Source organism: Desulfomonile tiedjei (genome assembly GCA_016212925.1).
In the GTDB taxonomy this organism is placed as follows: domain Bacteria; phylum Desulfobacterota; class Desulfomonilia; order Desulfomonilales; family Desulfomonilaceae; genus JACRDF01.
Map to the genome: position 1 here is coordinate 73,754 of JACRDF010000006.1, position 25,416 is coordinate 99,169.

A 25,416-nucleotide genomic window follows, 5' to 3' on the forward strand; every position below is an offset into this window, starting at 1 on the left:
CATGTTCGATTTTCTGCTTACCCAAGAACAGATTAAATTGAGAGACGAAGCCCGCGACTTCGTCAAGTCCATCCCCCGCAAGATGATCCTGGACATGGATGCCGACAGGATCACCTTTCCGAAGGAATTCCTTCAGGAGGCGGCTCGACGCAGGCTGTTCGGTTGCCGATATCCGCAGAAATTGGGCGGTCGCGAACTGGATTGGGTTACCTCGTGCATGCTGATGGAGGAGATCGGAACCCTCGGATATATCTTCTCGTGCGTGTTTGGGATCGGTTCGGAACTTGTGTGCGACGCGATTGTGCTCCATGGCACGGATGAACAAAAAGAAAGATACGTGAAGCCACTCCTGAACGGCGAGCTGTTTTCCGCGGAGTGTCTGACCGAGCCCAGAGGCGGTTCCGATTTCTTCGGGACAACGACCACAGCGGAAGACAAGGGCGACTACGTTCTTATCAATGGCCAGAAGCGCTTTATCGTGGGCGCGGATGGAGCGGATTTCTTTCTCGTGTATGCGCGAACAGACCCGGCAGCTGAGCCTCATAAAGCCCTGAGCTGCTTCATCGTCGATCGCGGCCCCGGAGTGGAGACAAAGTATCTCTATGGATTGCTGGGATGCCGCGGCGGGGGCGCTGGTCGCGTAGTTTTCAGGGACGTGAAGGTCCCGAAGGAAAACGTGGTCGGCCGGGTCAACGGCGCTTACGCGGTCTTCAACACCATGATGGTCCCCGAAAGGCTCGGAACCGCGGCCATGACTATCGGAGCCGCTCGGCCCGCGCTGGAAATAGCGACCGGATACACTACTAAGCGCAAGGCTTTCGGGCAGGTTATCAACACATTCCAGGGAGTAAGCTTTCAGGTCGCTGAAGCGGCCATGCTCCTCGATGCAGCAAGAGCAATGGTATACGCGACCGCGAGGGCGGTTGATGCGGGCGTGGGTCAGACCAGGGTCCGGCGCATGGTGTCGCAAACCAAAAGATTCGTTACTGAATCGTGCCAGAAGGCTGTTCATAATTCCATGCAGGTCATGGGCGGCATAGCGTACACGAACGTGTACCCCATCGAGCGAATTTACAGGGACATGCGACTGGCCACGATCTGGACAGGCACCAACGAGATTATGTCCGCGGTAATCGCGAATGAATGGTATAAGGATTACACAACAGCCAAGGAGGCCAGGCTCACGCGAGATCATGAAATGGACGCTGTCGAGGCTGACGCTCCGGATGAAAAGATATTTGAGGGGTAATCCGCGGGGCATCCCTTTTTACGGAAAGTGACTCCCCGGGGACCCCGACCAACAACGGTCCTTCATCAATGTTGCCTGTCCTCAACAATGTCCTTCCAATATTCGCAGTCATTGCTCTCGGGAGTTTGCTGAAGCGCTTCAAGATCACCGATGATGCTTTCCTGTGCATGTCGGATAAGCTGATCTACTACATTTTCTTCCCCGCCTTGCTCTTCTGGAAGATTGGCAAGCCCGCGCCCGGAGCGCCTGTCGAGTGGAGTTTCGTACTAGCCGTCGGGATAGCGGTATTTGTGGTTTTCGCTACCAGCTTGATCTTTGTCAAGGTCCGTGGAGTGCCTGCGTACGAGGTGGGGTCTTTTTCACAGGGGTGTTACAGGTTCAGCACATACATAGGTATGGCGGTGATCCTGACCGCAGTGGGAGAGGAAGGGGTAAGGCGCTTCGGGGTCCTGATCGGATTCGTCATTCCGTTCATCAACGTGCTGGCCGTTTCGAGCCTGATCTGGTACTCCGGCCAACAATACTCATTCGGGCAGAAGGCCTGGATGCTTCTCAGGGCAATGGTGTCCAATCCCCTGATAATAGCGTGTCTTGCCGGGATATTGTACTCCACCTTGCAGACCCCATTTCCCGTATTCGTTGAAAACACTTTCAGCCTGCTGTCACTGCTCACGTTGCCTCTGGCACTGATCTCCATCGGCGGATCATTGACCTTTGCCAAGTTCCGGGACCATTTAGGCTTGTCTGTTGTGGCCGCGGCGTTCAAGCTCGTTTTATTGCCGCTGGTCGGGTACGTCGTAGCCCAGTTTTTCCAAGTTTCCGACATCTCGCTCAAAGTAGCCATGATTTACTTTGCTCTGCCAACTTCGCCGAATAACTACATACTGTCCTCGCAACTCAACAGCGATGTTGACCTGGCCGCTGGCTCGATCGTGCTTTCGACGCTTTTGTCCGTAGTATCGCTTTCCATTACGTTGATATTAATCTAGCCACGGTAGTCGGAAACCCTCCACTGAAACGCGGTGAGCGCTTTTGCACTAATTTGTTCGCGAAATGAGTCACCTCCGTTGAAGCCGAGCGGAGAGGCCGGCCATGAGTTCCATGCGGTGACGCGGTAAAGGCAGCTAGAGTTCTTACGACACTGCGGTCGGGGCAATGCTCGGAAAAATCCCAGCGTAAAGTTCTCGGTCTCTGAGAGTAACTTGAAGCGGCAAGAAGCGGGGCCAAGACAAAGTGAGGCCGTTCGTGATTGAGATGCGGCGGCCTCTCGATGCGGCTTTAATAGTTAGACATGGTGCGCGGTTGCCGAATAGGCTCTCGCGACTCTAAAGGTGCTTGCCTTAAGCTATTTGTTCAATAACCGCGCTATCCAATATCTCAATACAGCCTATGACGCTCTGGGCGGCAGGGCAACCTTTCAGATACACTGCGAGAGCTTGTCTTGAGTCATCTTCCTTGCCCGACGGGACCTTCAAATGGTAAGTGACATTAATTCGCGTGATTTTGAGGACCCCTCCCACATCTTCTATGTCGCCTGCCACATCCGCCCAAAAATTCTCCTCGGGTGTACCTATTTGTTTTTCAGCCAGGAACCTGGCCAGGGTGCCCATCATTCAAGCGGCTATGGCGGTGATCATGTGGTCCAGTGTGGCCGGGTGTTCCACTTCCGGTTCAACCTTGTAGAAATCCTTGATCCCGCCATGGACCCCGTAATACACCTCACCGGGAAAGCCCTCAATCAACGCCTTTCTCGTGGGGCCTTTTTCCCGAACGATCCTGCTCACGGATCTGTGAACCAGCGTGCCCATCTCAGTCTCCTTCTCGGACAATTTGATAGCTTGTGGGCACAGATGCGCTTTTGTTCGCTCGTGCCACAACATTCCGACCGTTTGAATCTACAATACGCCGACCCAGCCCGAGGCTGAAACGGAAAAGATTTGTAAAACTCTTTACTGCAGGGAAATGGCTTTCTCAGGGCACATTTCCTGGCAGCAGAAGCATGTGATACATGTGTCCGCGTCCACCTGAGGCAGGTTGTCAACCATGGACAGGGCCGATGCCGGGCATTGATCTATGCAGGTGCCACACGCTGTACACAAGTCAGGGTCTGCTTTAGGCCGAACAATGGTTCGACTGTGGATGACCTGTTGTATCGCCGGGTTGCTTACAATGGCTTCCCCGCCCAACGGGGGAAGTTTGAAATCGACTAATCTTTTCAACTCACCAATGACCTCAATCGTGTTCAGGTCGTAGTCGCCCAGCCCCACTTCCTTGGCCTTTTGGAGGAATCGCAACCGACCCGGATCGCATCCCGTCATCGAGGCCATGACAGCATCCAGAGCCACTGCGTTGTCAGAAGCCAGGATCAGGCCGATGTCTCTCAGATCGGGCGAAGCAGGACCATTGCCCTCCATACCAACCACAGCATCCATTATGAAAAGATCGGGCACTCGGAGCCGAAACACCTCAACCACCATTTCATGGAAGCGCTCTGCGCAGCCCGCTGCCATGTGGAGTTTGGCTTTCTGCGCCCCTGGCAAAATCCCGTAACTGTTCTTGATCGCGCCGGTAATCACAGTTAATCCATGGGTCTTGAATTTCGGAAGGCTGATGATGATATCCGCATCCAGCACAATCCGGGAGGGGCTTACCGTAGCCATGAAATCAGGGTTGAAATCAACTTTTCGGGAATCGTCTCCGATGTTTCGATAATAGCCCTTGGCGGCTTCCATAAGGCCTGTTTGCCTGAAGCATTCTTCGTTGGCTCCGTAGTTGAAGAGCCCCGGATTGTCTCCCACAACGATGGTTGCGGGATTGCCTGCTTCCACCCGGTCCACCACCGCGCGGAGCACGGCCGGATTAGTAACGATGCCTTCTTTGGCTTCCGAAGCCCTAAGCACGTTGGGCTTGATCAAAACCGTCTTGCCCTGCAATTCCTGCGGGAAGAGCTGGAAAGCCCGCTCTACCGCTTCGCGGGCGGTCTCATAAGTGGCAGGATGAATCATTACTTTGGACATGATCGTTGCCTCCTCGTCAATACTCGCTGGAACAGATCACAAGGAAGATAGCTGTTTCACAACTTGAATTTCTCAAATAAATAGGTCTGGAAAACGCTTTTTGCCTTATTCTCGGCCCATTCCTCCAAACCCATTTTTCTTATCAGGCAAAGATGGAAGACCTTCGTATTATGCCAGCGCTTGTGGTTATCCGCATAAGGGTGCAGATGGTCGCAAGGAAAATCCGAGCACTCACCGCAATGCTCCAAGCCTTTCTCCTCTGCGCACGGGTACACATTGCACGACATCGGGACGAGGGGCGGCTCGCCGTTTGCGTTTCGGCATCCGGGGCAAGTGGCTCGTTCCAGAGGAAGGTTTAATTCCTTGGCTACCATTTTTCTCAGTTCTTCATTCTCATTTGCGAAATAGGCATAGCATTCAAAACAAGGCAGTCCGCAGGGAGCGGTCATATGATGATAGTCCATTGTTCCTCCTTTGCTAGTTTGGCCTTTTCCCGGCAACCTATGATGTTCAACGCCTTCATGGTCATTACTATGTCGTTGCGCTGGTTCAGCACTTCGATGTACGAGCGGACAATTCCCCGATCGGGTTTGGAGCGTGAGCGAGTAGCCTCCGTGACGGTCACTCGTGCCGAGAGTCTGTCACCGGGGTAGACCGGCTTAAGCCAACGCAGCTCATCAACGCCGGGTGAGCCAAGGCTCGCGACCTGCGAGAGATAATACTCAACGAACAGCCGCATCATCAGACTCGCGGTGTGCCAGCCGCTAGCGATCAAGCCTCCGAAGCTGGACCTTTTAGCGGCCTCCGGGTCCGTGTGGAAAGGCTGCGGGTCAAAGCGCCGGCCGAATGAGAGGATTTCGGCTTCCTCTATCGTAATGCCGCCCAACTCGTGAACAGAGCCGGGGGCATAATCTTCAAAATAGCGGTCTCCTATCGGAGTCCTGAAACCGGCGTTGTGCGTGGAATCCCCTGAGCAGGTCAAGCCTTCTGATCTAGGTGTCATTGCTTTTCTTATTCACCGATTCGCGTTCGCGTAAACATGATCGCGTTCCGGTTGATAGAAGCATCTCCCAAGGTCGCAGGACAATGCCCGAGTTGATATGCGTGCTGAAAGGCGAATCCGTATAGGCCCGCCGGTCGCTCGGTCCTTTTGCCTACAATGTGGCCGTGCCTTTGAAGAAGGTGTAGCAGAACACCCCATCGCTTTCGGTGGTGCGGTATAAGTCGGAAATGCCCTTCTCCCATTGGATTTCATCCATGAGATTCAATTCCAGCGCTTGCTTTCTAACGCCTTCCACCATTGCAATAAAGGTGTTCTTGGTAAAACCTTCCACCAGTCCCGGTTTGCCGGAATCGACGTACACCATCCTCGGCGAGACTAACGGTTCGGCAAAGCCGGCTGCCTTTAGTAAAGGAAAGAGTTGTCTGCCGATGAGAGAATTTCCACCCATCCGGCCCTGAACATCAATCAGGCATTGGACTGCCTTGGACGCGGCCCGGCTCTCCGGATAGAAGTATGCGGAACCGTGATCCCCTTCGATTACAGTTATGGTGCCGCCTCTTTTCAGCACCGATTTCAGGCGGACCAACGCGTCGACCGGCTTCTGCAAGTGTTCCAATACAAAACAAATGAAAACGTGGTCGAAGCCTTCCGCCTCAAAAGGCAGGTCGAAAATGTCGGCAATCTGAAAGGTTACGTTGGATAGGCCTTCTTTTTGGACTGAAGCCCGCGCTTCCTCAAGGGAGGATGGAGAAATATCAACTGAAGTGAAGAAAGCGCCGGGGCTGTTCTTCGCCAATATGACAGTCTGAGCGCCAACTCCGCACCCAGCTTCCAAGACCCTGCTGCCGGAAGGATATATGGTATCGCTGTGCAAAAGGTCGGTGAGCGTGTTGGCCTGATCGAGCAAGCGGGTGCATTCCCTATCAGAGTAACCATGCACGTATTCTGTTACAGTCACGGAGTGTCCCTTTTCTAATAGGCTAATCAAACTCAGGATTTATCCCTGCAACCCTTACCTTGGCAACCCTTCTGCGGTGCGGTTTTCCCCCACCAGGAATCTCCCGGGGCAGAGCCGGGCAAATGGAACCGCGAAGAGGAGGCAGCCGCGGAGATCAGTGCTTCAAGGTGAGATCCGCCACAGCCGCGGCACACCAACTCATCTGAATTTCTGCCGATCCCGACAAGGAATTCGTTTATCTCGCCGCAATCAGCGCATTTGTATTCGTGTATTGGCATAAGACCACCTTCGGACTTTTCGTGTTCGGGGACCGAACAATTCCGTTGAATTCACATGCAAATCAGAGCCAAATCGGCCTGCCGTAGCGTTCGCCGACATGGTACGCTTATCTTGGGATTTTTGCAAATCTTGGAATCGCGGTTGAATCTCGGGTTTTGCCACCTACTTAAATGGGAAATCCCATTTTGAACAACCAAGAGTCTTCTCACCGCATAGTCTGCAGATGTAGGGGCACGGCATGCCGTGCCCTTACCAAGGGGTGAGACCATATTTAACAACTTGCCCGCTCATTTGAAATTTCACGTTGATTTTCCGGTGAAAATCGCTACCTTTAATGCTTCTTTCGAGCAGGTTGGATTGAATCTTCATGGAGAAGAGGCATGGCCCTGAATAAAGGCAACAAGAGAATACTGATAACCGGCGGAGCGGGCTTCATTGGGAGCCATCTGGTCGAAGGCTCCCTGGAACTGGGATACCAAGTTCGAGTCCTCGACAACTTCAGCACTGGAAGAAGGGCGAACCTGGAAGGACTTGGCAACGCCCGCTGGAAGCCCAACAAGGACTTTGAACTGATTGAAGGCGATATCCGTGACATGGAAGCCGTGCATCGCGCAACAACGGGCATGGATGCGGTGTTGCATCAAGCCGCTCTCGGGAGCGTTCCCCGGTCCGTAGAAGATCCGATCACAACTCAACAGGTCAACGCGGACGGGACTCTCAATGTCTTTCTCGCAGCGCGGGACTGCAGTGTTTCGAGGGTTGTATACGCCTCTTCCTCGTCGGTCTACGGAGATAGCGAAGTCCTTCCGAAACGCGAGGGGCAAGAGGGCCTTCCTCTGTCGCCCTATGCGCTGACCAAACGGGTGAATGAAGATTACGGACGCCTGTTCAAGGGTCTCTACGCATTTGAAACCGTAGGCCTCCGTTACTTCAATGTTTATGGCCCAAGGCAGGACCCTGAGTCCGATTATGCTGCCGTAATCCCGCGCTTCGTAAAGGCGTTGGTCTCGGGTCGCCAACCGGTGATCTTCGGAACCGGTGAACAGAGCAGGGATTTTACCTATGTAAAGGATGTGGTAGCAGCCAATCTTTTGGCTCTGGACGCCCCGGCTGAGGCCTGCGGCGCAGGCTACAATATAGGACGGGGAGAGCGAACTACGCTCCTGGAACTTCTCCGCACCCTTCAAGAGCTTTTGGGGACTCAAATCGAGCCTCGCCACGACGCTCCGCGGCCGGGTGATGTCATGCATTCCCTCGCAGATACCTCGCTCGCGGCCAAAATGCTGGGATTCACAGCGGGCCACGACCTTCGTCAAGGCCTGGGGGAAAGCATTACCTGGTACAGGAAGAATTTGGCGTGAGAATCTTCTGAGCGATCGCGGCGGCATGGGGACGCGGATCGGAATTGATAAAGGCCAGGGCGAGAAAAAAATGAAAACCCGGAGCGGGGTCAGGCAGGTAGCGCCGGGTTTTCTGCCTTTCGCAGCCTGAGCTGGAAGGTACTATGTTAGTAGCATAGATACAAGGATAATGTCAAGCTCTGCTTGATGCATTGGCGGTTATTCTTAGTAACATACATAAATAGCTGGACAAAACCCACAATGCTTCTCCATGAATAAACGAAAAGGCGCACCATACCGATGCGCGGGCACCCAATGAACAATCCGTTGAATCGGACACGGACCTGACAAAGCCCTCGTCCGTCGCGCCCCTGGTGGATATTGATGGGTTGTTGGGTGCCACTGACCTGGGCACCAGGTCAGTGCTGCTTCTGCTGCGAAGTCATCTTCACAGCTCGAAAGCGTAATGGCATGAAACTAAAAAAGGCCCTAAGCTCACAAACAGCTCAAGGCCTTGTACCCATAAAAAAAGAGTCCGACCCTAACCCCTATACCCTCTGCCGGACTCAAGCAACAAACCGAAACCATAGGTCCCGGAAAAACAAATTGTTTGAAATGAACGGGCAAAAAATACACTGCCTGCTGTTTTTTGTCAAACTATAAACTACTTTAAGGATGTTAATCGAATGATAACGCGACCAATGTATGCAAAGCTCAACATATGGATCAATAATGTACCGTACGTACCACAGGCCAAGGACAGTAAATGGTGCTGACGCAACAATTCGTTTTTCCGTAAGAGCTTGACGCAAAAGGGCAAGTGGCGGACATTATTTTTTGACACTTGCTACAACTCAACGGACAAGAGCACACCGCCATTAATTGTAAAAAGCCTTGCAAATGTGTTATAAAAAGGCCGGAAAATGGATTCCTGCCCAGCCTTCAATCAGTACTTCCAGACCAGCAGGAGGCGTTTGTGAGAACGTTCGAATACCTCAAACCTACGTCGGTTGAGGACGCGCTGAGTCTCCTCGCACAGTACGGGGATAAGGCCAAGGTGATCGCGGGCGGCACGGACGTAATGGTCCAATGGAAAAAGAAGCTCATATCCGCCGAGTACCTCATTTCCTTGAGGAACATACCCGCCTTGAACTTCATTGACCTGAGCGCGGACCTTAGAATCGGAAGCGCTACCCCGCACAGGGCGCTTGAACTTTCCCCTGTGATTCAGCAGGGGTTTCCGGCGATCCATGATGCCGTGAGGGGCCTGGGGTCGGTACAGGTGCGGAATTCAGGGACAATCGGCGGCAACTTGTGCAATGCCGCGCCGTCAGCCGACACTGCTCCGCCCATGCTGGTCCTGGACACCGAAGTCAAGATTTCCAGTGCCGGCGGAACCAGATCTGTACGCATCGAGGAGTTCTTTAAGGGACCGGGTAAGACGGTTCTCGAAACAGGGGACCTGGTCACCGAGTTCGTGGTTCCCAAACCTGCTTCGAATACCGGAATGGCCTACTGGAAGCACACTCGGCGCAAGGCGATGGACCTGCCCATTCTCGGGGTGGCAATGCTGCTGTCATTCGATGACGACCTGAAGACCTGCCAGAAGGCGAGGATAGGTCTTGGCGTAGCAGCGCCCGTGCCTCTGCGCGCGAGGAAGGCCGAAGCCTTCCTTGAAGGCAGAATCGTGGATGAGGCGGCCTTGGCTGAAGCCGGGAAACTTGCAGCAGCCGAAGCCAGCCCCAGGACAACGATCCGCGGTTCGGAGTGGTATCGCCGCGATATGATCGGTGTGCTGGTAAAGCGAACTGGCCTCATCTGTCAGCAACGCGCACGCCGGTAGCGCCCAACAGCCGGTAATGAAAAGGAGCAATGGACCGATGAAGCGGACCGTGAGGTTCATCGTCAACGGGCATTCGGTAGAAGTGGATGTTTATCCCCATTGGAACTTGCTGCGGGTCCTGCGGGACGAACTGGAATTGACCGGAGCTAAACAGGGTTGCGGCGAAGGCGAATGCGGCGCCTGTACGGTGTTGGTAAACGGCGCGCCTGTAAACAGTTGCATTTATCCCGTATTGGAGGCCGAAGGCAAAGAAGTGCTGACCATTGAAGGTTTGATGACAGAGCGCGGCGAGCTGCATCCGATCCAGCAGGCCTTTCTTGACAAAGCAGGGGTTCAGTGCGGGTTTTGCACGCCGGGCATGATCATGTCGGCGAAAGCCCTGTTGGATGCGAATCCTAAACCCACGGAGGACGAAATCCGGCACGCGATTGCCGGCAACATGTGCCGGTGCACAGGATACGTTCAGATCGTGGAATCGGTGATGCAGGCCGCGGAGGTCATGTCCAAGCGCTCGGGATGACAAGTTGAGACCCGGGAACAGCCGCTGTTACGGCAGACCTCAACCCCAAGCGCCAGGGAGATAAAAAATGGGAGATCTCTTTGTTGGGAAGTCATTCCCCCGTGCGGACAAGGACAAAGTCACGGGCCGCGCCGCGTTCATAGGGGATATCGCTCTTCCCAGGATGCTTTACGGGAAAATCCTCTACAGCACCCGCCCCCATGCCAGGATCAAAAGCATAGACACGTCGGCAGCGGAGAGGTTGCACGGTGTGAGGGCAGTCCTGACAGGGTTCAACACTCCCGATGTGCGCGTGGGATTTCTCGGCGATCAGACCGCCTTGAAGAGAGACAAAGTGCGGCAGTTCAGGGATGAGGTCGCTGCTGTAGCCGCTATAGATGAGGAAATCGCAGAGGAAGCCTTAAGCCTGATCAAAGTAGAGTACGAAGATCTCCCGGCGGTATTTGACCCGATCGAGGCGATGCAAAAAGATGCCCCCCTAATTCACGAACTCGACGCGCGAGGAAAACCCAGACGCAACAACATATTACCGCTGCCGTGGAAACTCGCGTTCGGTGACGTTGACAAGGCGCGGGACGCATCCCACGTAGTTGTAAAAGATACCTTTAGGACCCAATGGGTCCACCAGACCTGTATGGGAGCCAGCGGCGGCATTGCCGAGTTCGATGTGGACGACAATTTGGTCTTCCGAAGCGTCACCAACGTCCCGTTCGGCGGCAAGGACCGTCTTGACATGTTCCTGAACAGCATGGGGATCAAGGGGCGGACCCGCATCTTGACCCCTTATGTCGGCGGTAGTTTCGGGAGCAAGTTGGACACTGACGTGTACGAATTTATTCTGGTCCTGCTTGCCTGGAAGACCAGATGCCCGGTGAAGATAATATTCACCAGACAGGAGGAATTTACCGCCAGTCCTCCGCGGCAGCCTGTTATCGGCACTGTTGAGCAAGGGTGTGACAAAGACGGGCGCCTCACGTTCCGGAAAGTGGACATGATCCTGGACAATGGAGCATACACTTCATGGGGAGCCACCACGCCTTCGGTAATGATGATCCCGATCTCGTCGTTATACCGCGTTGCAAACGTTCAGTTTCAGGCTACCTGCGTGTACACCAACAACATCTACGCACAGGCCATGAGAGGATATGGCAACCCGCAGGCGACGTACGTGGTGGAGCAATCCATGGATCAACTGGCCGAGGCTGCCAAGATAGATCCATTGGAGTTCAGGCGGATAAACGCGAATGTTCCTTATGAAACTTCGCCCATGGGCCTGAAAATTACCACCTGCCCCATGAAGGAATGCCTCGACGAAGTCGAAACAAAACTGGGATGGCAGAGTAAACAGGGCAAGAGAACGGGCCGCGGGGTCGGGGTGGCTTCGTTCCTACACGTGGGTGGCGGAGCGAGAGTTTACTTGTCCGATGCGCAGGGCATCATACTGAAAGTGGACGATGACGCAAAAGTCACTGTGATAACCGGTGGCACGGACCAGGGCCAGGGGTCTGAAACGATTATACGGCAAATGGTTGCAGAGGCTACCGGGTTGCGGCCGGAAGATGTCTCGATCTTTCAAGGCGACACTGAGATTTGTCCGTGGGATGTGGGCACGCACGCGAGCCGGCACGCGTTTATCGCCGGCCATGCCATACTCATGGCTGCGGCCCAGGTGAAGGCCAAGGTCGTGGATATGGCCTCCAGATGGATGCCTTTTCTAATTCAGCAGGACCTGAAGAAAAAGGCTAGGACCCAGCCGGATTTTGTTTCCCCGGAGATTGATTACAGCCTCGTTTCGGACCCTGCCAATCTTGATGTGAGAAATGGAGAGGTTTTCTGCAAGAGCGATCCCGAGAACCCGCATTTCCGCTTGAAAGCCTCACGGATTTTACGCAAGGCTCACATGGTCGGCACCGGCAAGGGTGAAATGGTCATCGGCGAGGCATTTTACGATCCTCCGAACGAGATGTTGGACAGGGAAGGGAAGGGGAACATCTCGTGCTGCTACACCTTTGGGGCGCATGGTGTGGAAGTTGAAGTGGACAAGGAAACGGGCCAGGTTGCAATACTGAATTACGTGGCAGCCCATGATGTAGGGCGAGCGATTAATCCCATGCTCGTGAAAGGGCAAGTTTACGGAGCCACTGTGATGGGCGCGGGATATGCCCTGACTGAGGAGATGCAGGTGAATCACGGGCGGGTCATGAATGCCAACCTGCTTGACTACAAGATCCTCACGGCAAAGGACACGATCCCCATCGATGCGATCCTTGTGGAACCTTTCGAGCCTTCCGGGCCTTTCGGCGCCAAGGGCATCGGCGAGCCGGCTTGCGTCCCGACCGCGCCTGCAATCGCAAACGCGGTTTACGACGCCATAGGCATCAGAATAAAGGACCTGCCCATCACGCCGGAAAAGATACTTGCAGCCTTAAAGAAGGCCGGAAACAGCTAGTGTAGTATAGCTGTTCACCCGTAGGGCGGCCTCTGCTGCCGAATCAAAGAATTGGCGGGCACAGTCAGCCCTCCGTGAGTTAAAGAGTTTCTCCTAATCTCCTTTCAGAGAACTCAATATCATGGCCGTTAGACAGCTTCCGGTGCCGGCGGAAGCTGTCTAACGGCCATGATATGGAAGTTTTTGGAGAGGGGTGCGGGGAGGACCTTTTTATAAAAAGGTCCTCCCCGCATTTCTCTCATCCAAACTCCTTGGTATCACACGTGAAGCGTCGGATTTACATGGACAATGCAGCCACCTCTTTCCCCAAGCCTCCAGGGGTAGTAGAGGCGATGGTGCATTTCATGACCAATGTGGGCGCCAATCCTGGAAGGTCTCGGCACGAGCAATCCTTGGAAGCCTCCCAAATTATTGAAGGCGCGCGCGGGAAGTTGGCCGCGCTTTTCAACATTCCCGATCCGGATCGTATTGCCTTCACCTTGAATGCCACCGAATCCCTCAATACGGTGATATATGGGGCTCTGAACCCGGGCGATCACGTCATCATAACCCAGATGGAGCATAATTCGGTGGTGCGACCGGTTCGACACCTGGAAAGGACTGGAGTCGTCGCGGTTTCTGTGGCCCCTTGCGACAAGATGGGGATGTTGGATGTTGATGCCCTCGCGCGAATGATACGGCCGAATACCGCCTTGGTCGCTGTAAACCACGCGTCCAACGTATGCGGGTCTATTCAGGACGTGGTCGCAGTACGGCAGGCCGCCGGTGAAATACCTGTGCTGCTGGACGCGGCCCAGACAGCCGGGGTGATACCAATCGACGTGCAGGCCATGGGTATAGACTATCTGGCCTTTACCGGGCACAAGGGCCTTTTCGGCCCGCAGGGAACCGGCGGCCTGTATGTTCGGGAGGGGCTAAAGATTCGCCCCCTAAAGCGAGGCGGCACGGGCAGCGTGTCCGAGCAGGACGAGCAGCCGGATTTCTTCCCTGATGCGCTGGAAAGCGGCACAAGGAACAACGTCGGCATAGCTGGTCTGGGCGCGGGGGTTGATTTCGTACTCACCACAGGGGTGGAGAAAATCAGACTCCACGAAATGCAACTCATGGAGGCCTTTATAGAAGGGCTCATAGATGTGCCGGGGCTTGTTTTTTACGGGCCGCTCAAGCCCGAGCAGCAAGTCCCTGTGCTGTCTATGACCTTTGACCAGGCTCTGCCCGATGGCTTGCGGGTCTCCTTCGGGGGATGCGGCGGACGATCCATTCCCGCTACCTTCGAAAGCCTTCACCCGCAGGAAGCCGGCACCATATTGCAGGACCGATACGAGATCTCTGTCCGAGTGGGTTTGCATTGCGCGCCGCTTGCTCACCAGGCGCTAGGCACATTCCCGGACGGCACGGTTCGATTTAGTCTGGGGTATTTCAACACCCTGGACGAGATTCAAATAGCCGTGGACGCGGTGAAACGCATCGCGGAGAAATCTGAATTCGTCGATCTCGATTAAAGGCCGGGTCCACTCGATTTAGGTGGTGGACATTCAAAGAGAATATGCCCCGGTAGATTTCAGGGCAAAGCGTTAACCAGGCGGCTGTCCAATGCTTGAAACAACAGAAGAACTGAGAATATTTAGGGAAACTGTGAGTCGGGCCGCAAGGGAGAAGATCGCGCCCCTTGCAGCCGCGATAGATGAAACAGGCGCTTTCAACCGGGAGGTGGAGTCCCTCTGCTGGGATCTGGGCCTTCTGACTCTGGCGCTTCCACCTGAATTCGGAGGACTGGAAAGAGACCGCGGGACAGCGCTGTGCATTGCGGTGGAAGAGATCGCCAAATGCTGCGCAGCATCGGCTCTGTTGTTGATCATACAGGCCGTTGGCTCGTTTCCCATTGTGCATGGAGCGTCTCAAGAGATTAGAAACGAGATTCTTCGCGGGATCGCCGACGACCGGTTGCTCGTGGCCTATCTTGTTACAGAACCGCATGCCGGTTCTGATGTGGCTTCGATCAGGACCAGCGCGAAACGGGAGGGGGGCGATTACATCATCTCTGGCACCAAGTGCTTTGCCACCAACGGAGGTGTAGCCTCGCTCTACTCGGTGTTGGCAAGGACCTCGGTGGGAGGCGGACACGACGGCCTTTCGTTCTTTCTTGTGGAACGAGATCGGCCAGGTCTTTCCGTGGGGCGAACGGAAAACAAACTCGGACAACGCGGCTCGAATACTACCGAAGTCATCCTGGATGATGTGAGGGTCCCGGCTCGAAACCTTCTGGGTGAGGAAGGACGAGGCTTTATGCTCGCGATGAAGGATTTCGACATGTCACGGCCGGCCGTGGCCGCTCAAGCCCTGGGTATAGCTCAAGGAGCCTTTGAAGCCATGGTACGGTACGCATCGGAACGCGCGGCCTTTGGAAAACCAATTGCCGGACATCAGCTCATCCAGGCGATTCTTGCAGACAGCGCCATGCTGATTGAAGCGGCGCGCGGGCTCGTATACTGCGCTGCCGCTCTCCACGACAACGGTCAAAATAATACCAAGTTGGCTTCTATGGCAAAATGCTTTGCCTCGGACGCGGCCATGAAGGTCACCACGGACGCGATCCAAGTGCTGGGCGGGTACGGTTATATGAAGGACTTCCACGTGGAACGAATGTTCAGGGACGCGAAGCTGACGCAGATCTTCGAGGGCACTAATCAGATTCAACGACTCGTGATTGCACGAGAAATAATGAAAGAGGCAGGCCACCCTTTGCCTTAGCAAGGTTGGATTGCGGGGAGACCCTTTTTGCAAAAAGGGTCTCCCCGCACCCCTCTCCAAAAACTCCTATGTCATGCTCGCTTGTCGGTTTCCGCTGGCAGCGGAAACCGACAAGCGAGCAATATAGAGTTCTTTGAAGCGGGCACGGGAGAAACTTTCTTACGCAAATAAAGTTTCGCCGATGGCTATGAAATATCAAACATCGGTCGCAAGGCAGCACTTTCTTGGATTCAAACGAAGAACCGCCTTGAAGGGGTTGTAGGGGCACGGCATGCCGTGCCCTTACCTCGACAATTCCGCTGGGTTACTCGTTCAGGAACAATAACCTTTTTCAGGAGGCAACAGGTTGTTCGCATTGAGTGATGAACAGAAGATGATCTTAGATACGGTTCGGAGAATCGCGGAAAAGGAGATCAAGCCCCGCGCCGCGGAACTGGACGAGACCGGCGGATTTCCCGACCATGCTTTGAATGTGTTCGCTGAAAACGGGCTCCTCAATCCGCTACTCCCTTCACAATACGGCGGGGTGGAGACTTCTTTTTTGACTTTTTCCATGATTCTTGAACAGATCTCCCGCGTGTGCGCATCCACCGCATTGATGCTGATAGCTCAAGCTGACGGCATGTTGCCCATTCTCCATTCGGCCGGCCAAGACCTGAAGGAAAGATATCTGACCCGGCTGGGCGGCGATTCCAGGGCCTTGACCGCTCTTGCAGCTACGGAACCGGCAGCCGGCTCGGATCTACTCTCAATGAGGACAAGAGCTGTGGCAAAGGGAGACCGCTTCGTGGTCAACGGTCAGAAGTGCTTCATAACCAACGGCTCTGTGGCGGACTTCTTCGTGCTTTACGCGTTTACCGATCCGGGCAAGCAGGCGAAAGGGATCAGCGCGTTTGTTGTGGAGAAGGTTTTCCCCGGCCTGGTATACGGCAAGAATGAGAACAAGATGGGCATGCGTGGCTCGATCAACTCCGAGTTGTTTTTTGAGGATATGGAGATACCGAGGGAAAATCTCATCGGTAAGGAGGGCGATGGGTTTCCCAGTCTCATGCGGACGCTGGCCATGAGCAGGCTCTTCTGCGCATCTCAGGCGGTCGGCTTGGCGCAAGGAGCACTGGACGAAGCAGTTCAATACGCAGGAGAGAGGATTCAGTTCGGCAAGCCTATAGCAGCCCTTTCGCCCATTCAATTCATGGTCGCGGACATGGCCGCGGGAGTGGAATCCTCCCGGCTTCTCACTTACAAAGCGGCCTTAATGTTCGACCGGAATGCCCATAAGGAAGCCGGGCTTATAGCCGCTATGGCCAAGTTCACCGCGTCCGACACGGCCATGAAGGTTACCACGGATGCGGTGCAGATACTCGGCGGGTACGGTTACATGAAAGACTATCCGGTTGAACGCATGATGCGCGATGCCAAACTCACACAAATCTACACCGGTACCAATCAAATTATGAGGCTCGTGGCCGGCAGGTCCATCCTGGGCAAGTGATTCGATATAGCGATTGCCGCAAGAAATTTGCGGTAACATGGTCCGCTGAAAGCTGTCGTCGCATCCATAATCGGCGGGCATGGCCCACCCTACGTTAGAAGGAGAGGCTTCCCGTAGGGCGGGCCGTGCCCGCCGACCTTGCTTTTTCCCACGATTTTTTTAATGGGTCGCGTTCTTGGACAATTATTTGGCCGATCACCACATAATCCTAGTTCTCGCCGAGCATCTCCCAGTCGCGTATAGCAGCCAAAGCGTGCTCACCAGTGGCGGAGGAAACAAGGCTTTCGACTAAATGCCTGCTTCGCGCGGCGCGACTGACCATGCCCAGCAAGCGAACCTGCAGGTCGGGCGGTTCTTTTGGAGACAGTATAAGGAATACCAGTTTTACGGGCTGATCGGTGGGCGCATCTGAAATACCATGCTTGGCAATTCCGAGGGCTATTATGGGAGCCGACAGCGCCTCCAGGCGGACGTGGGGAAAGGCCACCCCTTCATTGAAAAACGTTGAAGACTCTTGCTCGCGTTTTAGGAGATTCACCAGAAGAAGCTTGCGATCGTGAATTTCGCCGTCGGCCACGGACTGCACCAGCGCGCGAAGCGCGATCTCCTTCGTGACAGGCTGTTCCCAGAGAAGAATTCCTGAGCTGGAGAGGGCGGAACTCAAAGGGGCAGTATGAAACGGGGCCGCAGACTTCGTTTCCGCTATGGAGTCGCTTCGAACTTCAGGGACTGTGACCTCTGCGGTTGTCTCGTACCTTCCAGTGTCCATGACGACCGTGGTCATTCCTCTAGCTTTGTCTATGAGCTGCTCTACGACGTTCTTTCTTCCTAGAAGCTTTTTCCAGAACGGGAGTGGACTCGGACTCCCTATTACGATGTGGCCGACCCTGTATTCCTTTGCAAAACGCAGAATGGTGTCGGCGATGTCCTCACCTTTGTAGGTGAACACCATAGCTCCCAGTTGTTTGGCGAGCGTAAGTGTCCCCGAAAGGACTTGTTGGGTCTGAAGATCCACGACTGTCGGGTCCTCGGAAGGTGTTTGAACGTAAACCGCGTACCAGTTGCGATTCAGTCTCCCGGCCAGCCGTGAAGCATAGCGGAGCAACATCTCGCTGTTGGGCCCGCGAGAGCTGAGGCACACCATGACTTGATCCGGAGCGACAACTTCTTCCTCTTCTATCTGTTCACGTCTTCGCGAGTCGATCCGAGCCGCGAGTTCTCTCAATGTCAATTCACGGAGGGTTTCAAGATTCGAATCCGTGAAGAAATTGGCCAGCGCTGTCTGAATCCGATCGGGGGCATAAATTTTGCCTTCTCGGAGCCGCTCTCGCAAGTCTTCAGGGCTCAAGTCGATGTTTACGATCTCATCCGCTTCCGCAACAACCGTGTCGGGCAGGCGCTCACGGACCTTGACGCGGACCGATTTTTCTACAATGTCGTACAGACTTTCCAGATGCTGTATGTTCAATGTGGTGATAACGTGAATTCCCGCGGCCAAGATGTCCTGGACATCCTGGTATCGTTTTGGATGTTGACTTCCAGGCGCATTGGTGTGAGCCAGTTCGTCGATGAGCGCAACGTGGGGCTTTCTGGCCAAGACGGCATCGAGGTCCATCTCTTCGAGCGTCACCCCGCGATACTCCTCACGACGCCGGGGGATGACTTCCAGTCCTTCTATGAGCTTGGCTGTCTCGGTGCGGCCGTGAGTCTCCACCAGCCCAATCGCCACATCAATGCCTTCGGCCTTGAGCCGATGGCCCTCCAGGAGCATCTGATAGGTCTTGCCGACGCCCGCGCCGTACCCTAGATAGATCTTGAGCCTTCCTCGTTGAGCACGGCGGATCATCCGAAGGAAAGTGTCGGCTCTGTTTTCAGCTGAGAGGTTCTGTTTCACAGTCTGCTGTCCAGCGCCAGGTTGAGCTTGAGCACGTTGACGCGTTCTTCTCCAAACAGACCAAGATCCCGACCTTCGGTGTGGGCCTTTATCATTGCTTTAACAGCGCTTTCACCCAAACCTCGGGTTTTTGCAATCCGTTTTGCTTGGATCAGAGCGTTCGGGATGCTGATGTGCGGATCCAAACCGCTTGCCGAGGCCGTCACGGCATCAGCAGGCACAGGAACCGTTGACGCCAGGCCGTTGTTCGTGCGATACGCCTCAACACGGTCTTTTACCGAGTTAATCAGTTTTTTGGAGGTTGGCCCCAGATTGCTGCCACCGGAATTCCCCCCGTCATAACCCGTCTCCCCCGCTGCCGAGGGGCGCGGATGAAAGTACTTGGGATCTGAAAAATTCTGCCCTAGAAGCTCCGATCCAATTATCTTTCCACTTTGTACCACGAGAGAGCCGTTGGCTTGACGTGGAAACGCGACTTGGCCTATGCCCCATACCGCCAGAGGATAAATCCCGCACAAAATGACAGCCAAGAAGAATGTAGCGGTTAAGGCAATGCGCAACTCGGAAATAAGGTTCTTCATTTTAGACTCCCCTCCCTACACGAGATGCAGGACTACCACCACGAGATCCACAAGTTTGATCCCCACAAAAGGAGCGACCAGCCCACCGAGTCCGTAGACGAGTAGGTTGCGGCGCAAAAGCACGGCCGCGCTGAGAGGTCGAAACCGCACACCCCTCAATGCCAAAGGTATCAGAGCTACTATAATGAGAGCATTGAAGATCACAGCGCTTAAAATTGCGCTTTCCGGTGAATGCAGGCCCATGATGTTCAAAGGCCCGATAACGGGAAAAGTGGCCATAAGCATTGCCGGGATTATGGCAAAATACTTGGCGACATCGTTGGCGATGCTAAAAGTCGTCAACGCTCCGCGTGTCATGAGCATCTGTTTTCCGATTTCCACTATCTCGATGAGCTTGGTGGGGTTCGAGTCCAGATCTATCATGTTGCCCGCTTCTTTTGCCGCCTGAGTCCCGGTATTCATGGCCACACCCACATCGGCTTGAGCGAGGGCAGGGGCATCGTTGGTGCCGTCTCCGGTCATTGCCACAAGACGGCCGGAGGCCTGTTCCTTCCGGATGAGAGCCAGCTTGTCTTCGGGTCTGGCCTCGGCCAAGAAATCGTCAACTCCGGCTTCCTTCGCAATAGCGGCAGCGGTCAGGCGGTTGTCACCGGTGATCATGACGGTTTTGATCCCCATGGCACGAAAGCGCTCGAAGCGATCTTTCAACCCGCCCTTCACGATATCTTTCAGATGAACCACACCAAGGGCTTTGTCATTTTCAGCTATTACCAAGGCGGTTCCGCCTGAATTGGAAATCCATGTAATTTCTGCCTCAACCGAGTCGGGTAACGCTTGGCCGATAAACTCTTGTACTGCGTCAGGCGCGCCTTTCCTGATTTGCCTGCCGTCAATGTCGACGCCGCTCATTCGCGTCTGAGCATTGAACGGGATAAATTTCGCGGAAGGCATCTCCTTCATCCTGCGTCCCCTGAGCCCATACTGCTTTGCAAGGACGACGATGCTTCTGCCCTCGGGTGTTTCATCAGCCAAAGAGGCCAATTGAGCAACATCGGCCAATTTCTGGAGTTCAATTCCGGCCGCGGCAAGGAACTCTGTTGCCTGACGATCCCCAAGAGTGATAGTTCCCGTCTTGTCCAGAAGCAGCACATCCACGTCTCCTGCCGCCTCCGCTGCGCGGCCGCTCATGGCCAGTACGTTCTTCTGTACCAGCCGGTCGATTCCCGCGATTCCAATGGCGCTCAAGAGACCCCCAATGGTGGTTGGGATGAGGCAGACGAGCAATGCCACGAGGACTGTGATGGGGAAGGCGACATTGGAATAGAGACCGAAGAACTTCAGAGTAATCGTTACAACCAGAAAAATAATGGTGAGGGCTGCCAGCAGGATCGTGAGGGCTATCTCGTTCGGGGTCTTCTGACGCTGCGCTCCTTCGACCAAATTGATCATGTGGTCAAGAAAACTCTCCCCCGGGTTGGCCGTCACTCGGATTACGAGGCGATCGGACAGAACTCTGGTCCCACCTGTGACCGAGCTTCGGTCGCCGCCGGATTCGCGTATAACAGGCGCTGATTCACCCGTGATGGCCGATTCGTCCACGGAAGCGACACCCTCGATCACCTCTCCGTCAGCGGGTATGATCTCCCCCGCGGAGACAACGACCTCGTCGCCTTTCCTTAATTGATCCGCGGAAATATCCTGCTGGAACAGGCCGTCCTGCACAAGGCGATGCGCCATTGTCTGTGTGCGTGTCTTCCGCAGAGCGTTAGCTTGGGCCTTGCCCCGTCCTTCGGCCACTGCCTCTGCAAAGTTGGCGAACAGGACAGTGAACCAGAGCCAGGTCGAAATTTGAAGCCCGAAGCTCCCGCTCTCAGGCTTGAAGATGAGGCTCGCTGTGGTTATTGCCGCGCCGACCTCGCAAACGAACATTACGGGATTTTTGACCATCCACAGTGGATTGAGCTTCTTGAAGGAATCGATCACGGCCTGGGTCAGGATTTCTCGTTCAAATGTTGAATGAACTTTTATGGCCATTGCGGTTTGTCCTTATCAAAACACCACGTTAGAATTTGTCATTATGAAATGCTCGACAATCGGCCCTAACGACAGCGCGGGGAAGAACGTCAGCGCTCCGACTATCAGGACAGTGCCGGCCAAGAGAGCGATAAAAATAGGTCCGGAAACGGGGAAACTGCCCACACTTGGGGGCACAAGCTTTTTCTTGGCAAGACTGCCGGCCAAGGCCAGAACCGGCACTATCATAAAGAACCGCCCCAGAAGCATCGCAATTCCTATGGTGGTGTCGTACCAATAGGTATTGACGTTCAATCCCGCAAAGGCACTGCCGTTGTTGCCGGCCCCTGACGAGTACGCGTACATTATTTCGCTCAAGCCGTGCGGCCCTTGGTTGTTCAGACCGGCCAACGCCCAACTACTTACCGCGGCCCAAGCTGTGAACATTAAGATGGCGAAGACGGGTACCATCACGAAAAGGACACTAACCTTCACATCGTAAGCATCTATTTTCTTGCCAAGGTACTCGGGTGTGCGTCCTACCATTAGACCGGCCAGGAACACGGCCAGCACCACAAAGACAAGCATCCCGTACAATCCTGATCCGACACCCCCGAAGATCACTTCGCCCAACTGAATGTTGAGCAACGGAATCAATCCACCCAGTGGAGTGAAGGAATCGTGCATGGCATTGACCGACCCGTTGGAAGCGGCTGTGGTTGCTGTGGCCCAGAGTGCTGAATTCAATATCCCGAAACGGACCTCTTTGCCTTCCATGTTTCCGGCGGAAGCATCCACTCCCAGCGCCGTCATGCGAGGATTGCCCTGAGCTTCCGCCCACCAACAGACCAGGACACCTGCAAGGAAGATAGCTGCCATAGCGGACCAAACCGCCCACCCATGCCGCTGGTTCTTTACCATCCTCCCGAGATAATAGGTTAAACCGCTCGGGATCAATAAAATGGATAACAATTGGAGGAAGTTGGACAGCGGTGTAGGGTTCTCGAAAGGGTGAGATGCATTGGCGTTTACGAATCCACCTCCATTGGTGCCCAACATCTTTATCGCCACCTGGGAAGCCATCGGCCCTTGAGGGATGGTTTGAGTTTCAATCTTGCGCTTCTCCATCACCAGGTTGCCTTCCGCGTCTTTGACTTCCCGACCTTCGGCATCTTTCTTGGGAAGCTGAATTGTGTAGGGCTCAACCACTTGGGCGGTGTCATAAGGTTTAAAGTTCTGAATCATTCCTTGCGACAACAGAAACAGGGAGTAGACCAAGCAAAGTGGCAACAGCAAGTAAAGGTTCATCCTGATCAGATCTACCCAGAAATTTCCGATTGTCCCGGCTGAATGGCGGGCGATGCCGCGCACCAACGCGGCTGCCACTGCAATGCCCGCGGCTGCGGAAACGAAGTTATGAAAGGTTAGTCCGACCATCTGAGAAAAATACGACAGAGTGGATTCGCCTCCGTACGCCTGCCAATTGGTATTGGTCATGAAGCTTACGGCGGTGTTGAACGCAAGATGGTCGCTGACGGGGCCAAACGCTTGCGGATTAAGCGGCAGCAGGTGCTGCAAACGGAGGATCGTATAAGTGAACAGCACACCCACAAGGCTGAAGACGATCAGAGATAACGAATATCCCTTCCAATCTTGTTCCTGACTGGAATCGACGCGAAGCAGCCGATAAAACATTCTTTCCAAAGGCCGCATAACAGGGTCCAGGAAGGTCTTGCCGTTAATGTCCAAAACCTGAACGAGATACAGTCCCATCGGTTTGGTGAGCAACAACAGTAAGCCCAGGTAAAGCGCAAGTTGAATCCACGCGAATAATTCCATGGCATTACGCCTCCGCTAGAACCATTCAGGTCTAATCACTGTCACGAACAGATAGACGATCAAAAGGACACCTATAAAAGGCACGGCCGCTTCATACATGATTCAAATCCTTTCGCAAGCCCTCGCGTACAACAGACATAATAAGAAAAACCCTGTTAGAACCAAGACATAGACCAGATCAATCATGGTTGCCCCTCCTCTTGTGGCGAAGTATCCTCGCTCTTGAGAGAAAAAGCGAAGGTACTCCCGGCCCCTTCGGTGCTCTCCACATTCACGGTCCCTCCATGAGCGGTAACTATCTCTTGCACTATTGAAAGTCCCAATCCTGCACCTGAGTCTCCTTCTTGGCCGGGAACGCGAAAGAACTGTTCCAGGATTCTTTCAAGATACTGAGACGGGATACCTTGCCCCGTGTCCGACACTGAGAACACCACTTCCTCATCGGTGGTCCGGGCTGAGACAGAAACCGCGCCTCCGGGACCGGTGTATTTCAGAGCGTTGGAGAGCAAATTGGCAAATACCTGGCCGATGAGCATGTGGTCCGCAATAACATCAGGCAGGTCATCCTGCAGATTCACCTCCAGCGAGATACCCTTGTCCTGCGCAGCTTTGCGAAACGGTTCTATGGACTCGAAGACCAATTGGTGGGAAGAAATCATCTGACGGTCTATTTGTGCTCTCCCGGATTCAATTCTGCTTATGTGGAGCAATTGCTCCAAAATCAGGTGCAGCCGGTCGCTGTCTTCTCTGGCTGCAATTACCAGTTCTGCCTGCTTGTCGGTCAGACTGCCCACTTTTTCTTCAAGCAACAGGTGCAATGCCATTCGAACCGATGTCAAGGGCGTCCTCAGTTGATGAGCCACCGTTGATATGACTCCTTTCTTCAGCTCGTTTTGTTGTTGTTCTTGCGTAGCGTCGGAAAGTATGATGATCACACCTGTAGCTTGTTTTTCCGCATCCAGAATAGGGATCGCCATGGGGCGGAAGTAGCGTTCTTCGCCCTGCATGAATCGCTGAATAACGGATTGACCGTTGCCGGGTTCAGCGACTCTTCCCGTTCGGACAGCTTCGTGAAAAAGATCCACCACAGGTTTGAAGGCCAAGCTGTCAATCTTTTGTGTGGGCCTGAGATCGAAGGCTTCCATGGCCGTGGCGCTCGCCACTTCAACGCTACCGTCCGCATCGACTATGGCAACCGCGTCCGGCAGAAACTTGAAAGCCTGCTGGGTGGAGCGATGAATTCGCATCAGCTTCGCACGATCTGTGCGCTGGAATTCCCTGAGGCTTGCGGCCATGGAATTGAAGGCTTCTGACAGGGTCCCCATCTCATCCCCGGAATTCGACTGCACGACAAGGTTCAAGTTGCCGGACTCGATCTCTTTGGCGGAAGCTATGAGCCGCTGAATAGGATGAAGAATCCACCTGCCGGTAAAGAACATGAAGCCCACGGCTACCACGGCTCCGATCAGCAGTAGCATGACCATCCGCTTTCGAGCGGCCTCCGCGGTCTTCCTCGCTTGTTGATTTGCCTCGCTCATGTTCTGTTGGTTCATCTGCAAGATGTCGTCGGCAGTGGCCTTGATTTCTTGAAACAGTGGCAGGAGTTGGGCGAAATACTTCTCCCGCCGCACCTCACGGGCCAGATTACGGTCCTTAATGGCTGCCAGTGCAGTCTTGTACTGGGCGAAAAGCTCTTGAAGATGGGCCGCTTTCGCTCTCTCTCCCGGCAAGGTAATATTATTGAGTTCAACATCGAGAGCCTGCTCGAAGGTTGACACGTTGTTGTTTATCAGCTCGGAGCCTTCTTTGTCGTATCCCAGGAGAGTAAACAATATGCCGCTGTCCATCCGCTCCAAGGCTTCCTTCATGTCCTGGCATGCAATGACACTCCTGTAGTTCTCCTGCAAAATTACTTCGATGGAGCCGCCCAATTCCGTGAGCAACGTCAGGCTCTGGAACCCGATAATCACGAGGATTACAAGTAATCCGCCGAATCCCAGAGAGAGTTTTTGTCGAATTCCCAGCATTTTCGTGCTCCGAGAACCGTAATAGGCAAAGCCCGTACCAGATGCCTGCATCCGCAAGGGCCTGCATCTTATAGAAATTTAGACAACCCTAGGTTCAGTTGGATTTCACTTTGCAAGGAAACAAGGGTAGGGGGCTTGCAAGTTGCAAGGCCCGACAACAC

At 54.2% G+C, this 25,416-nt stretch carries 22 protein-coding genes; 9 read left to right on the plus strand and 13 right to left on the minus strand.

Features of this window, described 5'->3' with window-relative positions:
- Position 1 precedes the first annotated feature (1 nt).
- Complete coding sequence (locus tag HY913_02900; GenBank protein ID MBI4962201.1) at positions 2-1,249, plus strand: acyl-CoA/acyl-ACP dehydrogenase; 1,248 nt, start codon at positions 2-4, stop codon at positions 1,247-1,249.
- A 68-nt stretch (positions 1,250-1,317) separates the two neighbouring features.
- The gene (locus tag HY913_02905; protein MBI4962202.1) at positions 1,318-2,238 is read left to right on the plus strand and encodes an AEC family transporter; all 921 of its coding nucleotides are present in this window, start codon (positions 1,318-1,320) and stop codon (positions 2,236-2,238) included.
- 351 nt (positions 2,239-2,589) lie between these two features.
- Here HY913_02905 and HY913_02910 read toward each other — a convergent pair whose 3' ends face one another.
- The 7 genes from HY913_02910 to HY913_02940 all read right to left on the minus strand — a co-directional run bounded on the left by HY913_02910 (position 2,590) and on the right by HY913_02940 (position 6,505).
- Positions 2,590-2,862 (minus strand): OsmC family protein, encoded by a 273-nt coding sequence (locus tag HY913_02910; GenBank protein MBI4962203.1) that lies wholly within the window; start codon positions 2,860-2,862, stop codon positions 2,590-2,592.
- A complete protein-coding gene (locus HY913_02915; GenBank protein MBI4962204.1) occupies positions 2,863-3,057 on the minus strand; it encodes a hypothetical protein in 195 nt (64 codons plus the stop codon).
- Positions 3,058-3,198: 141 nt separating this feature from the next.
- Positions 3,199-4,266, minus strand: a complete 1,068-nt coding sequence (locus tag HY913_02920; GenBank protein ID MBI4962205.1) for a DUF362 domain-containing protein — start codon at positions 4,264-4,266, stop codon at positions 3,199-3,201.
- Positions 4,267-4,322: 56 nt separating this feature from the next.
- Positions 4,323-4,730 carry a DUF3795 domain-containing protein gene (locus HY913_02925; GenBank protein MBI4962206.1) on the minus strand — a complete coding sequence of 136 codons (408 nt, stop codon included), beginning with the start codon at positions 4,728-4,730 and terminating at the stop codon, positions 4,323-4,325.
- A complete protein-coding gene (locus HY913_02930; GenBank protein ID MBI4962207.1) occupies positions 4,712-5,269 on the minus strand; it encodes a MaoC family dehydratase in 558 nt (185 codons plus the stop codon). Before HY913_02930 ends, HY913_02925 begins: the two co-directional genes overlap by 19 nt.
- Before the next feature lie 151 nt (positions 5,270-5,420).
- Positions 5,421-6,227, minus strand: a complete 807-nt coding sequence (locus HY913_02935) for a methyltransferase domain-containing protein (protein ID MBI4962208.1) — start codon at positions 6,225-6,227, stop codon at positions 5,421-5,423.
- A gap of 32 nt (positions 6,228-6,259) precedes the next feature.
- Positions 6,260-6,505: a zinc ribbon domain-containing protein gene (locus tag HY913_02940; protein MBI4962209.1), complete on the minus strand. Its 246-nt coding sequence runs from the start codon at positions 6,503-6,505 to the stop codon at positions 6,260-6,262.
- A gap of 381 nt (positions 6,506-6,886) precedes the next feature.
- Here HY913_02940 and HY913_02945 point away from each other — a divergent pair, with 381 nt between their 5' ends.
- From HY913_02945 to HY913_02975, 7 genes are all read left to right on the plus strand, one after another.
- On the plus strand, positions 6,887-7,867 hold the full coding sequence (locus tag HY913_02945) for an NAD-dependent epimerase/dehydratase family protein (GenBank protein ID MBI4962210.1): 981 nt from the start codon (positions 6,887-6,889) through the stop codon (positions 7,865-7,867).
- 955 nt (positions 7,868-8,822) lie between these two features.
- Positions 8,823-9,689, plus strand: a complete 867-nt coding sequence (locus HY913_02950; GenBank protein MBI4962211.1) for a xanthine dehydrogenase family protein subunit M — start codon at positions 8,823-8,825, stop codon at positions 9,687-9,689.
- Positions 9,690-9,726: 37 nt separating this feature from the next.
- Positions 9,727-10,209 carry a (2Fe-2S)-binding protein gene (locus tag HY913_02955; GenBank protein MBI4962212.1) on the plus strand — a complete coding sequence of 161 codons (483 nt, stop codon included), beginning with the start codon at positions 9,727-9,729 and terminating at the stop codon, positions 10,207-10,209.
- A 67-nt stretch (positions 10,210-10,276) separates the two neighbouring features.
- Positions 10,277-12,658, plus strand: a complete 2,382-nt coding sequence (locus HY913_02960) for a xanthine dehydrogenase family protein molybdopterin-binding subunit (protein MBI4962213.1) — start codon at positions 10,277-10,279, stop codon at positions 12,656-12,658.
- Between the two features lie 281 nt (positions 12,659-12,939).
- Complete coding sequence (locus tag HY913_02965; GenBank protein ID MBI4962214.1) at positions 12,940-14,160, plus strand: aminotransferase class V-fold PLP-dependent enzyme; 1,221 nt, start codon at positions 12,940-12,942, stop codon at positions 14,158-14,160.
- Between the two features lie 91 nt (positions 14,161-14,251).
- Positions 14,252-15,409, plus strand: a complete 1,158-nt coding sequence (locus HY913_02970) for an acyl-CoA dehydrogenase family protein (protein ID MBI4962215.1) — start codon at positions 14,252-14,254, stop codon at positions 15,407-15,409.
- A 346-nt stretch (positions 15,410-15,755) separates the two neighbouring features.
- Positions 15,756-16,901: an acyl-CoA dehydrogenase family protein gene (locus HY913_02975; GenBank protein ID MBI4962216.1), complete on the plus strand. Its 1,146-nt coding sequence runs from the start codon at positions 15,756-15,758 to the stop codon at positions 16,899-16,901.
- 208 nt (positions 16,902-17,109) lie between these two features.
- Here HY913_02975 and HY913_02980 read toward each other — a convergent pair whose 3' ends face one another.
- The 6 genes from HY913_02980 to HY913_03005 form a co-directional block, all read right to left on the minus strand.
- Positions 17,110-18,747 (minus strand): PTS sugar transporter subunit IIA, encoded by a 1,638-nt coding sequence (locus HY913_02980; protein ID MBI4962217.1) that lies wholly within the window; start codon positions 18,745-18,747, stop codon positions 17,110-17,112.
- Between the two features lie 44 nt (positions 18,748-18,791).
- Positions 18,792-19,376: a K(+)-transporting ATPase subunit C gene (gene kdpC, locus HY913_02985; GenBank protein MBI4962218.1), complete on the minus strand. Its 585-nt coding sequence runs from the start codon at positions 19,374-19,376 to the stop codon at positions 18,792-18,794.
- Positions 19,377-19,391: 15 nt separating this feature from the next.
- A complete protein-coding gene (gene kdpB, locus HY913_02990) occupies positions 19,392-21,410 on the minus strand; it encodes a potassium-transporting ATPase subunit KdpB (protein ID MBI4962219.1) in 2,019 nt (672 codons plus the stop codon).
- A gap of 15 nt (positions 21,411-21,425) precedes the next feature.
- Positions 21,426-23,228 carry a potassium-transporting ATPase subunit KdpA gene (gene kdpA / locus HY913_02995; protein ID MBI4962220.1) on the minus strand — a complete coding sequence of 601 codons (1,803 nt, stop codon included), beginning with the start codon at positions 23,226-23,228 and terminating at the stop codon, positions 21,426-21,428.
- Between the two features lie 15 nt (positions 23,229-23,243).
- On the minus strand, positions 23,244-23,327 hold the full coding sequence (locus HY913_03000; GenBank protein ID MBI4962221.1) for a potassium-transporting ATPase subunit F: 84 nt from the start codon (positions 23,325-23,327) through the stop codon (positions 23,244-23,246).
- A gap of 83 nt (positions 23,328-23,410) precedes the next feature.
- Entirely contained in the window at positions 23,411-25,255 is a 1,845-nt protein-coding gene (locus HY913_03005; GenBank protein ID MBI4962222.1) for a HAMP domain-containing protein, read from the minus strand.
- Positions 25,256-25,416 lie beyond the last annotated feature (161 nt).